11 protein-coding genes are annotated in these 14,754 nt (G+C 33.6%); all 11 read right to left on the bottom strand.

Annotated features, from left to right (window positions below; all coding sequences use genetic code 11):
- Positions 1 to 16: 16 nt before the first annotated feature.
- The 11 genes from AC3IS6_RS16365 to lpxA all read right to left on the bottom strand — a co-directional run bounded on the left by AC3IS6_RS16365 (position 17) and on the right by lpxA (position 14,726).
- The gene (locus AC3IS6_RS16365; RefSeq protein WP_489160914.1) at positions 17 to 1,501 is read right to left on the bottom strand and encodes a RagB/SusD family nutrient uptake outer membrane protein; all 1,485 of its coding nucleotides are present in this window, start codon (positions 1,499 to 1,501) and stop codon (positions 17 to 19) included.
- An 11-nt stretch (positions 1,502 to 1,512) separates the two neighbouring features.
- A complete protein-coding gene (locus AC3IS6_RS16370) occupies positions 1,513 to 5,244 on the bottom strand; it encodes a SusC/RagA family TonB-linked outer membrane protein (RefSeq protein WP_489160916.1) in 3,732 nt (1,243 codons plus the stop codon).
- Positions 5,245 to 5,476: 232 nt separating this feature from the next.
- The gene (locus AC3IS6_RS16375; protein WP_489160918.1) at positions 5,477 to 6,592 is read right to left on the bottom strand and encodes a FecR family protein; all 1,116 of its coding nucleotides are present in this window, start codon (positions 6,590 to 6,592) and stop codon (positions 5,477 to 5,479) included.
- A gap of 90 nt (positions 6,593 to 6,682) precedes the next feature.
- Positions 6,683 to 7,294, bottom strand: coding sequence for an RNA polymerase sigma factor (locus AC3IS6_RS16380; RefSeq protein ID WP_489160920.1), 612 nt, complete (start codon positions 7,292 to 7,294; stop codon positions 6,683 to 6,685).
- 262 nt (positions 7,295 to 7,556) lie between these two features.
- Positions 7,557 to 10,217, bottom strand: coding sequence for a DUF7619 domain-containing protein (locus AC3IS6_RS16385; RefSeq protein WP_489160921.1), 2,661 nt, complete (start codon positions 10,215 to 10,217; stop codon positions 7,557 to 7,559).
- Positions 10,218 to 10,339: 122 nt separating this feature from the next.
- Positions 10,340 to 10,768, bottom strand: a complete 429-nt coding sequence (locus tag AC3IS6_RS16390) for a hypothetical protein (RefSeq protein ID WP_489160922.1) — start codon at positions 10,766 to 10,768, stop codon at positions 10,340 to 10,342.
- Positions 10,769 to 10,908: 140 nt separating this feature from the next.
- Positions 10,909 to 11,781 carry a succinate--CoA ligase subunit alpha gene (gene sucD / locus AC3IS6_RS16395; RefSeq protein ID WP_017497509.1) on the bottom strand — a complete coding sequence of 291 codons (873 nt, stop codon included), beginning with the start codon at positions 11,779 to 11,781 and terminating at the stop codon, positions 10,909 to 10,911.
- Between the two features lie 84 nt (positions 11,782 to 11,865).
- Positions 11,866 to 12,228, bottom strand: coding sequence for a nuclear transport factor 2 family protein (locus AC3IS6_RS16400; RefSeq protein ID WP_489160925.1), 363 nt, complete (start codon positions 12,226 to 12,228; stop codon positions 11,866 to 11,868).
- A gap of 2 nt (positions 12,229 to 12,230) precedes the next feature.
- A complete protein-coding gene (locus tag AC3IS6_RS16405) occupies positions 12,231 to 13,160 on the bottom strand; it encodes a UDP-3-O-(3-hydroxymyristoyl)glucosamine N-acyltransferase (protein ID WP_489160927.1) in 930 nt (309 codons plus the stop codon).
- A gap of 96 nt (positions 13,161 to 13,256) precedes the next feature.
- A complete protein-coding gene (gene efp, locus AC3IS6_RS16410) occupies positions 13,257 to 13,823 on the bottom strand; it encodes an elongation factor P (protein WP_173967764.1) in 567 nt (188 codons plus the stop codon).
- A gap of 117 nt (positions 13,824 to 13,940) precedes the next feature.
- Entirely contained in the window at positions 13,941 to 14,726 is a 786-nt protein-coding gene (lpxA, locus tag AC3IS6_RS16415) for an acyl-ACP--UDP-N-acetylglucosamine O-acyltransferase (RefSeq protein WP_017497513.1), read from the bottom strand.
- Positions 14,727 to 14,754 lie beyond the last annotated feature (28 nt).

A 14,754-nucleotide genomic window follows, 5' to 3' on the forward strand; every position in this document is an offset into this window, starting at 1 on the left:
ATTTTGATTCGAAATTTTATCTAGGATTTTTTACTACTCCGTAGTTAGATGCGCTTAGCGGTATTTGCAGTGCACGACGTTTATCATCTTTAATCAATGTAATTGTCGGTTTACCAAAAGTCGCATGGCTTACAACAATATTAAAACGTTTTACATCAAGCCATCTTAATCCTTCATGGACAAAATCTCTTCTACGAGCCTCTGCAATTGCTTTTACATAAGAAGTCTGTACAGGGGTCATTGTATAAAATGGAGTAAGTTCGTCTGCTATTACAGGGTATAATGTAGTTACCCTTGCTTCACTCAGTTTGTCTGTTGTGGGATTATAACCTGTTGTTCTGCTACCTAAAAAGAACTCCAATTCTGTATTTGCTTCTGCTGTTCTGCCTTTCATTACCAATGCTTCAATACGATTCAGATAAAATTCGTCATTTGATAAAAGCACTATCCCTGCATAAGCAATTCCAATATTGGCTGTTAAATTGGTGTATTTAAAGTATTCTTCAAATTTTGGTGTAAACAATGTTCTACTGCTATTATAGCTGTAAAAATCATATACCCATGACTTTCCATAAGGATTTGTTGCACCTCTAAAAAGCTCTGTCTGTTTAGGATCTGTCAGGTAGAAGTTACTACCTCCGGCTGACCTTCCAATTAGTGTATTTGGTGAAGCTACTAACAAATTAGATGTTAATGACGATCTCGAGTACTCTATAAATTGTACATCCGGAGCCAGATTTGCTAAGGTTGCATAATCTTTAATTTTTGTTACTGGCTTAGAACCAAGTCCTTCTGAAATTTTTAAAACATTATCCCAGTCTCCCTTTACCAAATAAAAACGGCTGGCAAATGCTTTAGCAGCTTCTATATTAAAGTGAAATTTTGGTTCTTTGTAGTTGTTTGTTATAAATGGGAGACCTTCTTCTATATCTCTCTGAATAAAATCAAATACTTCTTGTACCGTATTTCGGGTGTAATTTTTCAATAAACTAGTTTCCGGTTCTTTTACATAAGGAATACCTAAATCAGTTCCAGCGGTAGCCGGATTGTATCGCTGCGACCAAAAAGTAACCAACATAAAGTGAGCATAAGCTCTCGCAACCAATGCTTCACCTTTTTGCGGATTTAAACTTGCAGGGCTTCCTAATTCCTCAATCGATTTTAAAGCCTGATTGGCATGTGCAATAGCTCTGTAACAAGCGTCCCAGTAATTTGCTTCGGTATCTATATTGGTCTCATCCTGCATTTCCCAATTATAACTTTGCGTGCTTTTTACACTTGCGTTATTCAATTCGGCATCTGCTACGTTATCAGACATTGTTTCAGCCAAATCCATATACGAGGCCTGAGGGTAAGCATTAACTAATAATTCTGAAATTTTTTCAGGCGTATTAATCTGTGTTCTGTTATCGGGTACTTCAGACAGGAATTCATCGCAACTACTAACACTTATAAGTATTAATAAAGCAAAGAGTCTCTTTATATTTTTTATATTGTTCATAATCAACTGTATTAGAATGAAAGGTTAATTGAAAAACTGTATTGTGTTGTGATTGGAAAAGCAACACCTCCCGTATTACGGAACTCAGGATCTTGTCCGTTTAATTTCTTGTCAGAGTAAATTAACCAAGGGTTAACGGCTGAACCTTTTAAGGTAAAATTGCTTACACCTAATTTTCTCTGGAAATCTTTAGGAAATTCCCAACTTAACGATACGTTCTTCAATCTTACGAAATCTCCATCTGCAATTCTTACGTCAGAATAATTATAGGTATTATAGGCACGTCCTAAAGTGCTAATTCCGCCATAATTTGTAATTAATCTTTTATCAGCTATCACAGGAACATCAGTATATTGTTCATCACCTGGATTAATCCAACGATTTGTAAAATCTTTTGTAAACACTGTTAAATCATCATATTGACTGCTATAAGAAGGATTTAAACGAACTTTGTTTCCTCCTGATCCAACAACAAAAACATACAATGACCATCTTTTGTAAGTAAAGGTATTAGCCAAACCAACAGATTTATTTGGTTCAATAGATCCTTCGTATTTCAAATAGTCAGTAACATTTTCGGTATCTTGGAAATTAGATCCTGTAACGTTACTTGTTGCTCCATCCTGTAAAAGAAAAGTTGGAAGTCCCTGATTGTTTAATCCTGTAAACTGATAAGAAAAGATTGAATTTCTTGGATGTCCAATAGCGTTTCCACCGTTTCCATCCACTAAATCAAATGCCGAAGGCTTGTTCTCTAATTTTGTAATTTCCTGATTGAAAACTGAGAAATTAAGAGTAGTCGACCATTTGAAATCTTTTGAAACGATATTTTGAGTGGTAATACCTAATTCGAGACCTTTGGTTTCCATATTAGCATTGTTTCCTTGCTTAACTCTCTGTCCTCCAATTCCGGAAGTCACCACGTAATCTACTAAATCAAATGCTTTACGGCTGTATACATCTGCAACAAACTGAACTCTGTTGTTAAACATTCCTAAATCAACTCCTAGGTTTGTTTCAAACTGTTTTTCCCATGTTAAATCGCCATTTTGCAATTCATCAATATTAATTCCATTTTCTCTGTCAGGAATTCCTAAACGATCTGTAATAAAACTTCTGTAAATGGCTAATGAATTGGTTGCAGGCCCTGCTGTTGCAGTTAAACCGTACGAAGCTCTTAAAGCTAGGTTATTAATTTTCGGAAGATTTTTCATAAACTTCTCTTCGGTAACATTCCATTTACCACTAAAAGTATACGTTGGAAGCCATCTTGAAGACCCACTGTTTCCTTGTCTGTTAGATCCGTCATAACGTCCGGTAATTGACCCTGTATAACGACGATCATAAGTATATCCTACTTTACCAAAGAAACCAACAGTTCTCTCTCTCTCTGCATTAAATCCGTAATAAGAGTTTCCTTCGTTGATAATTTTTTCAATTAATTTTGGATCCGTAAAGGCTGTTAATCCTTTATCATACTGAAGTCCAGCTGCAGTGAAGTTATCACTGTTTCTGTCCAGTGATCGTAATTCTGTACCGAAAAAGCCTTCTAACTCATGCTTTTCGTTAAGGGTATTTCTATAAGTAATACTATTTCTAACATTATAAGAGGTAAGTCCATTTGTAAATTTTCTTAAAAATCCTCCGTGAGGTAATACCGAAATTGGAGGTGCAGTCAAATCTTCAGGATCTTTGTATAGAAAGATATTGGCATTTCTAACTGTTGTGTTTACTCCATCAGCACCAAACTCTGTACCGGCTTTATATGCACCAACTACGTTAGAGTTTTCATAAATCTTATGTTCTCTTGTTGTATTGGCATAACGGGCAGATCCTGTAAGATTATAACTTAGGTTTTTGTTGATTTTATAATCCAAATCCAACTGAAAACGAATATCTTTCACCTTAATATCCAGAACATTATTTTCAAGTTCGTTGATAATATTCATTGGAGCCCAGTTATTTCTATAGTATTCCAAATTACGATTATCATCATAAGGTCTTAAAGTTCTACTGGTGCTTAACACATAATTAAACGGGTTGATATCGAAATCTCTCGTTACATTTCCAAACACTACATCCTGTTGGCTCTCATAGGTTCCGGGAGCTTGCTGATCACGTACAGATGCCAGTGTTGACATCGTAATATTTAAATTATCATTAATGAAAAATGTCCCTTTAATATTTGATGACAATTGTTTAACGTTATCAGCAATAGTCCATCCCGGATCGGTATAATACCCTAAAGAGGCATAAAAAGTGTTGTTTTTTCCTCCACCCGAAAAGCTCAAAGAGTGATTCTGGGTAATAGAGGGTCTGAATAAAACTTTAAACCAGTCTGTATTAGCTAACTCATATTTTCTTAAGAAATTATTTCTGCTTACTGGATCATTGTTTACTAAATAACCTCCTGTTTCAGGTACATAAGTATTGATAGCACGGCTTAGAATATTGTACACTCCACCGTATCTTCCTTGTAAAGTTGATGGTACATCAAGAAATCCTTTTTGTTCCATTTCTTTTAAGATACTCATAGACTCCTGAGAATTTAGAATGTCGTACTGGGAATAATTAGGGACTGTTCTTACCGTATTTTCAACAGAATAAGCAACTTTTAATGGAGAATCCCTACGTCCTTGTTTCGTTGTTACAACTACAACACCATTTAAGGATCTTGATCCATAGATAGAAGTTGCAGAAGCATCTTTTAAGATTTCAATGCTTTGAATATCATTTGAGTTCAGTCCTGCAACAGATGAACTTAATAAAGTTTCAGAGTTTCCGGAAGCCAAATCTGCAAAAGAGATATTGATAATATCTTCCTGAACAACACCATCAATTACCCATAAAGGTTTTGTGTCTCCAAAAATAGAAGAAGATCCACGTACTGTAATTTTAGGAGCTGTACCAAATGTTCCCGTTACGTTTTGTACGGTAACCCCGGCAGCTTTTCCTTCTATCATTCTACTGATATCTACAACTCCGTCTACTTTTAACTCAGATCCTGAAATTTTACTTATTGCTCCTGTAAAAGTCCTTTTGGATGTTTTTTCATAACCTGTAGTAACTACAACTTCTTTTAGATTTTGTCCCGCTTCATTCAGGACAATTGTTGGTGTAGTATTCCCTATTCCGATTTCTTTTGTCTCCATCCCTACATAAGAAATAATCAAAGCAGTACTATTTGTAGGCATTTCGATCGAAAACCTACCATCAAAATCCGTTAGTACAGCTATCTTAGTTCCTTTTACTAATACAGTAGCTCCCGGTAGTGGGCTTCCGCTAACATCAGTAACAGTACCTTTGATAATTGGACCTGCAGCTGTTAGAATTTCAAATAAAGAATTCCCTGCTTCAGTACCTGCAAAAGGATCTGTCGATGTATTTTTTTGCAGAATGATCTGATTACTAACTTCAGTATAAGTAATATTAAATGGTAATAAAATTCGATTCAAAATACTTGACAAAACTTCATCATTAGCATCTATACTAACTTTTTGATTTAGCTGTGGTAGTCTTGAATTATACGAAAATTTTACGTTTGCCGATTTCTGTAATTTAGACAAAGTGTTGTCTAAAGTTAAATTTGTAATATTAATTGTAACTTTAGTATCTAGTTTTTTTTGCCCATTTACATCATTTGCCATGGCAACACTTGAAAACACAAGTGCCAGAACAAACTGAAATAGTGTTATTTTCATGATTCGATGGAGTAATCGTTGTTTAACAACTGGTTTTTTCATAATTTTGGTTTGTTTTGATTAATACTGATTCGAGTGTATTTTAAGAAACGTACTCAATTGCTCTTTACAGAGAGCGATTTGATTCCCTTAAGTGTCGATAATGTTACAGCATTTCGGCACTTTTTTTCTGCATTCTCTTTTACATAGGCATAATTATTAATTTTGGTTTTGGTTATTTTTGGTTGTTTTTATTTTTAAATTCCAACTTTACAATTACAGTTATAAAGCAAGATTAATTACATCCATCAGATATTATAATAATTTGATTTCCATTCATTTCAAAAGTGCTATTGTTGCCAATACTATTACAAACAATTTTTAGTTTTTCCATCAAAGGTTGATCACTAAGAGAAGTTGTAAGGTGACAGTCTTTTAGTTTGTTTTTTGGATAGTCAATATCCACGAGATAAGCCTGTTCTATTGTTTCAAAAATTTGAGATACAGGAATATCTGTAAACTCAAAACTCAGTTGTTCAATATTTCCAACACTGCGGGTAAGAACCAGATCCTGGGTTATATTTGTAATTTTGTTAAAGCTTAAATCTTTTCTCTGAAAGCGAAGTGCCTGATTAGGTAATAAAACAACTTCTTCCTGATCCGATCTAGAAACTAGATCATTTGATTTTACCCTTACTTTACCGGTGCGAACAAGAACTTCAACATCAGGTTGATCAGAATAAGCTTTGACTCTAAAACTAGTCCCGACTACCTTCGTAACAATTTCATTTGCGTAAACGAAAAAAGGCTTTTTAGGATTTTTACTAATTTCAAAGAAACCTTCGCCGGATAAATACACCTTTCTTTCGTTTCCGGTAAAGATCTTAGGATAACTTAGTTTACTGTTAGGCTGCAGCAAAACAGAACTGCCGTCAGATAAAGTAATAATCTGTGCTTTGTCTGAGTTATTAGTTTGTTCTACTAATCCCTCATTATTTTCATTGATAAGTTCGTTGTAGGTTACTACTTTGTTATCAGGAGTAATTTGGTTATTGTAAAACCAAAGGGACCCTAAGCCAATAATCAAAGCCGCAGCAATACCGCTGAGAAAATATTTTTTAAGAAATTTTATTTTTGAGATTGGAGTTGAATTATTATCGTTTTCTTTCTCTTCGATTTTAATCCATGTTGCCTGCAAAGCATGATGAAGATCTGCTGGAGATATTGAATGCTCTGGCACTTTCATTGCCAGTAACAAGACTCTCGCATCTTCCACCAACTTGGCACGCTTACGGCTTTCTAATGTCCATTCTTCCCAGCCATCATTGTCAATTTTAAACAAAATCCATGACTGGAATGATTCATCAGATAAGAAATCTTCAATTTCGGTATATTTATTACGTTTTTGCATCTAGAAATAGGGTTACAAAAACATAGAGGACAGCTTTCTTATTATATACTCACCAAATTGTGATTTTTTTTTAATTCTTTTTAAATAAAACTAAAAAGTAGTTGAAGAAAGCAGAAGAATTAACGAAACACTACCCTTCCATTCTTTGCGAAGAGTAAGTAAACCTCGATGTAACAAGTTGCTTGCCGATTGATAATTAACATCCAGCATTTCGGCTATTTGTTCAACAGTTAAGCCCTGATGATATCTTAAATACAAAGCTTCCTTTTGTCGTGCCGGTAAGTTGTTTAATAATTTATTTAAATAAATCACCTTTTCTTTTGTGGCATAATCGTCATCCATAAGATCATGCTCTACAGAGAATTCCATAAGAAAAGCAATTGAATCTGTGCTTGCAGACTTGCGAAAAATATGGTCGCGCTCATACAAACGCGCAATTCGTTTACGTACACTAGAAAGTAAATAGGCTTTTACAACAACTGTACTTTGTAATCCATTTTTATAAACCCAGATATCTGTAAAAACATCCTGAACACAATCCTGCACTTTTTCGGCATTAGCAGAAAGAGAATTTCCATAATTCACCAAATCACCATAGTATTTTTCAAATAAAAGTGAAAATGATTTTTCATCTCCATTTTTCAAGTTAGTCCAAAGCGTAAGGTCGTCAGAAGTTTTAAATTGTAGCGTTTTGGTATTCATATAAAATCACAATAGAATTCTTGAAAATAAGCAGTTGTTTTTAACATAAAGAATACGTTTTTTTAACATATTTCTGTATATCTATGTGATAAATATATAAAAGCAAATTTTTAAAACAAATTTTTTTGAATAAAAAAGGTTGTAATTTACATGAGAAAAAAGCCTTTTTTGTTGGCCTCACGGGGTTTAGCTTATTTTTTTAAAATAAAGAGATTCATTTACTTTTACAAATTGTCAGATTTTACTACCACCATTTTTAACTCTATTTTTTAACAAATTTTATAGCTGAAATTCCCTTGTCAGTTTTTGCTTTCAAAATATAATTTCCAGTTGTCAAGCTCGAAACATTAATTGCCGAAATATTCTGAGCATCCGGAACAGCAATTATTAATTGTCCTAAAACATCATAGATTGCCATTGATAATACCTCAATATTCTTTTTAGAATTTATATTTAATACATCTACTGCAGGATTTGGATGCACGCTAAAATAATTTGAAAAAATAAAATCCTGAGTTCCCAGAGTTTTAAATGTCGAAGTTGGTTTGTTGGTTAAAATTGGAAAATTATAATCAAAGTATATATTTGCTTCATTGGTAAAACTATCTCCCACTTTTAAAGTCGGTAAGGTTTTAATTTTGAACGCCACATAACCATCATTATGCGCATCATCAAAAGGAAGACTAATATTTTGAAAAATAAATTCTACTTTATTTCCTTCTGAGATTTTGGTCACAAATGAATGACTTGAACTTGTTGGAATCAATGTCGAAATATCAAATTTAGATAAGTCGATCATGTCTTTTACGACAATATTTTGGGCCGCGTAAGTTCCGGTGTTTTCAAAACGAATCATATAATGAACAAACTCTCCTATTAATTCAGGTTTGATAACATCACCTTCTAAGCACGTTTTATCATTAGGATCATACGATCCTACAACTGTTTGGTTCAACTCGAAAGTATTATCAATCGGTTTTTCATCTGTTTCTGCAGAATTTACCGTAGCTACATACTTTAGGATATCCCCATTATTTATTGCCGGTGTCTCTATAGGTGAGTTTACATCCAGGTAAAGTATAATTTCTCTAGTTTCAAAAGGTTTTAAATCACTAAAATTCCAAGATATATTACTTTGTGTTTGAGATGAAATTGCTTCAGTTGCACTTATAATCTTTAATGCTGCACCATTAAAAGATAATTTTACAGTTCCTGATTGCGTTTTATTTCCTTTATTTTTATAGACGGTTTTATATTTTGCAATAAAACCAGGTCTTGCGGGTTCAAGTGGTAATGTTATAATCTCTAAATCGTTACGTATTCCTTGTGGTACTAAACAGAAATCCTGTATAAACGGACTTGTGATTGTAGGAAATTCGACTTGCAATGAGGATGGCGAAATTGTAAAATAGTTGCTATTTTCAAAAACAGGGCTAATAGTATACGATCCTGCTGGTACTTTTATAGCGTACGAATCAGTTTCATTCGTAATAAAATTTCCTGTTTTTGTACCATCATCAATTTTGAATTTTAAAAAAGATGCCGGAGTATCAGAAACATCGCAACCGTTATGATCTGCATCATTCTTATTCTTTCCCTGAATAGTAAAACTTTCTCCTCCGGAAGCAAACGAGCAATATGAATTGACATTACAATCATTTATATCATTTTCTCGAAGTATATTTTCAATTTTAGTTATTTGTTCTTCATCTGTACAAACATATTTCAACTTTGGATTTTGAGCTATTTGAATTTCTTTTTCCATACTTCCGTTTTTGATCGATATCGATTCCAGAAGAGGATTACTGGAAATGTAAACTTTTTCCAATGAAACGGAATAGCTAAGGTCTACGTCTTTTATAGCAGTATCAAAGATTGTTATATCCTGAAGGTTAATCAGGTTTTTCAAATCTATTGATTCTAATTGATTATTACCTATTTGCAAATATCCAAGTTTAGATAGCTTCGTAACATCTAAACTGGTTAACGAATTATAAGCACAAGATAAACTTTCCAAATTTATTGAGGATGAAACATCTAAATTTGTTAATTTATTCAGAGTACAATCTAGTATTTTTAATTTTACCAATCCTGTCAAATCCAAACTTGTCGTTTCCGTCTGAGAACATGATAAATAGATAAGGTTTGGGAACTTCGTCACGTCAAAATTAGAAATTTTAGTTTCAGAATATGCTAAAGATCCTAAAGTTGAATAAGCAGATATCTCTAAATTTGTAAGCGAATTTTCGCTACAATGCAGAGTGTGAAGATTGTTAAACCGAACTATATCGAGACTTGCTAAATTATTTTTGGAACAAGATAGGGCATTAAAAATAATCGGATTTTGATTTGATAAATTCAGATCAGTTAGTTGATTCCACCCACAAAATAATGAAACCAAATCCGGCAAAACCGTTACATCTAAATTGGTTAATTGATTTACGCTGCAATTTAAATTAGTCAGTTTATTAACACCTGATAAATCTAAAGTTTTTAATAAATTTTCCTGGCAATTCAATTCGTAAAGATTGCTTGTTCCTGAAAGATTTAAACTAACAATTTGATTAATATAACATGCTAAGTACAAAAGGTTTTTCATATTACTAACATCGATCGATGTAATATTATTTTGCCCACACTTAAATTCTATCAGATTGTCAAAATTTTTAATGCCTACCACAGACGAAATATTAGATTCTTTAACTGTTAAATAATAAACATTTAAAGCTTCGGACAATTGAATTTCACCATCGCCATTTGCGTCAATTTTTATGTTGTTCTGATTTTTATCCTGAGCAATTTCGTTTAATACATCCGCTTCAAGTAATTTTGCCTTAAAATTGGCGTCAGGGATATTAATTGTCTGCGAATTAGCAGACCAAAAAAAGCATAAAGTCAGTAATAGCAGGTAGTTTTTGGGCATAGTTTTGGTTTGTTTTTGGTGACTAAATATATAAAACCAAAAAATCAAAACCTAGAGCTTAATAAAAAAAGCCTTACTAAATAAATAGCAAGGCTTTAAATATTATGATAGGAGATGTTTTCTTAAAAAGCTACATTCCATCTTGGCAATTTTGCGTTTTCATCTAAGAAGTTTTGCAAAACCTGTCCTTCCACAGTGGTTGGAATTCCTTTTACATCAGCAGTAAAAGTTTCATACCAAACTACTTCAAGAGCACTAATATTCTCTAGCTTCATTTGTGCTGGCCATGAATATTTTCTTCCCGTTTTTGCAAATTGGTGTCCGTTTACGATTTTATCATATAAACCACCGTTTTTACTTTTTAAAGTACCATCGTTTTGAACGGTTCCTGTAGAACCAACCATGATTAATTCTTTTGCATCACCTTCAACTGCATAGACTACAAAAATACCTGCACCTGCTTCAGGAGCATTGCAAACTTGTTCTAAACTGTCTTCAATCGTAAAAGTAAAACTGTTGCTTACTTTAAATTTTTCTAATTCTTTGTACATATTTCTTTTTTTAGCTTCTAAGGTACTGAGGTTCTTAGATGCTAAGTTTTTTCTATTTATACCCCAGCATTTTAAAATGTAAAAAAGTCTCAAGTAATATTGAGACTTTTTTTGGAATTTATTATTTCAAATATTGGAGATTATCCAAGTACTTCTTTTACTTTTTTACCAATTTCAGCTGGTGAATCAACAACGTGGATTCCGTTGTCTCTCATGATTTGTTTTTTAGCAGCAGCTGTATCGTCAGAACCACCAACAATAGCACCTGCGTGACCCATTGTTCTACCTGCAGGAGCAGTTTCTCCAGCGATAAAACCAACAACTGGCTTACGGTTACCATCAGCTCTTACCCATTTAGCAGCATCAGCTTCTAATTGTCCTCCGATTTCACCAATCATAATGATGATTTCAGTTTCAGGGTCGTTCATCAACAATTCAACAGCTTCTTTAGTTGTAGTTCCAATAATTGGATCTCCACCAATACCAATAGCTGTAGTAATTCCTAAACCTTGTTTCACAACTTGGTCAGCAGCTTCATAAGTTAAAGTTCCAGATTTAGATACGATACCAACTGTTCCTTTTTTGAAAACAAAACCTGGCATAATACCAACTTTAGCTTCACCCGGAGTAATTACTCCTGGACAGTTTGGTCCGATTAATCTTGAATTTCTTTCTTTAACATAGTTATTAGCTTTAATCATATCTGCTACAGGAATTCCTTCTGTAATAGCAATAATTACTTTAATTCCAGCGTCAGCAGCTTCCATAATTGCATCAGCAGCAAAAGCTGGCGGAACAAAAATGATAGATGTATCAGCTCCGGCTTGCTCTACAGCATCTTTTACTGTGTTAAAAACCGGACGATCTAAATGGCTTGTTCCTCCTTTTCCTGGAGTTACACCACCAACAACATTAGTACCGTACTCAATCATTTGAGAAGCGTGGAAAGTTCCTTCGCTTCCTGTAAATCCTTGAACAATTATTTTGGAATCTTTATTAACTAAAACACTCATGATATATATTTTATGTAGTTTTTAAAATTGTGATGCAAAAGTAAGGTTTTGTAACGTATTTTAACCTTTTTGTATTTAAAAAAATTAAGAAAATTGACTCATTTGATAACCGCGATATAATTTATCATCTTTTATTTGCCAAATTGTAGTAAAATGAGCTAATAACATCTCTTCTCTTGGGTTTTCAATTGTTTTCACAAAATGAGAGTATCGTATTGAAACTAAGTCCTCTTCTGCAATAATGTGACTAATTCTGACCTTAGAACGAACATAAGCGCGACTCAGCTCATTTGCCATAGCTGTCATCGAATCATAATCCATCTCAATCAATCCTTTTGTGCTGTTCCAGTCTAACTTCACCTCAGGATGTAGGTAAGTTTTCATGATTTCGCTATCAATTAAGGCATCAGACTTGTAAAATTTTTGAACAAATTCTTTTATAGACATAATTACTTCAATTTATTTAGAATTTCAGGAATCTTTTTGATATTGGCCAATTGTTTTAACTTTTCTCTTGATTCTTCGATTGGAGTACCGAAATATGATTTTCCTCCTTCAACCGATTTAGTAACTCCCGTTTGTCCCATAATAACAGCCTTCGCTCCTATTGTGATTCCGCTGGTTGTTCCTACTTGTCCCCAAATTGTTACTTCATCTTCAATCACGACACAACCTGCAATACCAGTTTGCGATGCTATTAAACACTTTTTACCAATCACAGTATCATGTCCTACATGTACCTGATTGTCAATTTTTGTACCTTCTCCAATAGTTGTATCACCGGTAACACCTTTATCGATTGTGCAAAGTGCTCCAATGCCAACATTACTTTCAATAACTACTCTACCGCCTGAAACCAACTGATCAAAGCCATCGGGGCGTTTTTTATAATAAAACGCGTCAGCTCCTAAAATGGTTCCGGCGTGGATCATTACATTATCTCCAATTACGGTATGATCGTAAATAGTAACATTTGGGTGAATCAAACAGTTTTTTCCGACTGTAACATGGTTTCCAATGAAACAATTTGGCTGAATAACGGTGCCTTCTCCAATAGTTGCAGAAAGAGCAATCGATACGCTTGTGGCTTGAAAAGGTCGAAAATGTTTGGTTAGGATATTGAAATCTCTGAAAGGATCATCAGAAATTAAAAGTGCTTTACCTTCAGGGCAGTCTACTTTTTTATTAATTAAAATTATAGTAGCAGCGGATTGTAAAGCTTTATCGTAATATTTGGGATGGTCAACAAAAACAATATCACCGGGCCCAACGACATGTATCTCGTTCATGCCTAAAACGGGGAAGTTTTGGTCACCAATAAATTCGCAATCAAGCAAATTTGCAATTTCTTGTAAAGAATGAATCTTTGGAAATTTCATATATTTATTTAGTTTTCAGTCTCAGTTTTCAGTCTCAGTTTTCAATCTGCATTAACAAACTGATAACTGCGACTGAAAACTGAAAACTTATAAAAACTACTCTTTTACACGCTCCATGTAAGAACCTGAAGCAGTATCAATTTTAATTTTATCACCTTCGTTGATGAATAAAGGTACATTTACAGTTGCTCCGGTCTCTACTGTTGCAGATTTTGTAGCATTAGTAGCTGTATTTCCTTTTACTCCCGGTTCAGCATAAGTAATTTCAAGAACTACAGATGTAGGCATATCAACAGACAAAGGAAGGTCAGTTTCGGTATTGATTTGAACCATTACATTAGTTCCTTCTTTTAGTAATCCAGGATTGTCCAGGATATTTTTATTTAAAGAAATTTGCTCAAAAGTCTCCGCATTCATAAAGTGAAACTCATCTCCTTCAGCATATAAAAACTGAAAAGTATGTGTTTCTACACGAACATCTTCGATTTTATGTCCTGCAGAAAACGTATTGTCTAATACTTTTCCTGTAGTCAAACTTTTTAATTTAGTTCTTACGAAAGCTGGACCTTTTCCAGGTTTTACGTGAAGAAACTCAATGATTTTATAAATATCGTGGTTGTATTTAATACATAACCCGTTTCTAATATCTGATGTAGATGCCATTTTTTTATTTTTTGATTTTAGAATGTAGATTTTAGATTCTAGCTAAAGAATAAATCTGCATTTTTATATTAATATTTTTAATTTTCAATTTTCAGCTTAGAAATCTAAACTCTAAAATTAATAGTTTCCGGAATAACCTTTCATAATTCCTCTTGATGAATTTCTGATAAAATCAAGAATTTCATCTCTCTCAGGAGTAGCTTCCATTTCAGCCTCAATAATACTTAAAGCTTGTGTTGTATTGTAATTTTTTTGATATAAAATTCTATAGATTTCCTGAATTTCTCTGATTTTCTCAGTACTGAAACCTCTTCTTCTTAAACCTACTGAATTGATACCGACATAAGATAACGGCTCTTTTGCAGCTTTGGTATAAGGTGGAACATCTTTTCTAACCAAAGAACCACCTGAAATCATAGCATGATCTCCAATATGGATAAATTGATGAATCGCTGCCAAACCACCTATTACTGCGTGATTTCCAACTACAACGTGACCTGCCAATGCCACTCCGTTTACGATAATGGCATTATTACCAATTTCGCAGTCGTGAGCAATGTGAGCATACGCCATAACCAAACAATTGTTTCCAAGAATAGTTTGTCCGGAAGCAACTGTACCTCTGTTTATAGTAACACATTCCCTAATGGTACAATTGTCCCCTATGATAGCAAGAGAATCTTCTCCTCCAAATTTCAAATCTTGTGGTACCGCAGAAATAACCGCTCCTGGAAAAATATTGCAATTTTTACCAATTCGGGCTCCTTCCATGATCGTCACATTTGAACCAATCCAAGTACCATCACCAATAATTACATTATTGTGGATTGTTGTAAAAGGTTCAATTACAACATTTTTAGCGATTTTAGCGCCAGGATGAACATATGCTAATGGTTGATTCATATGTGTTTTTTATATTTTAAATTAAAAT

The organism is Flavobacterium sp. KH_035 (assembly GCF_057839565.1).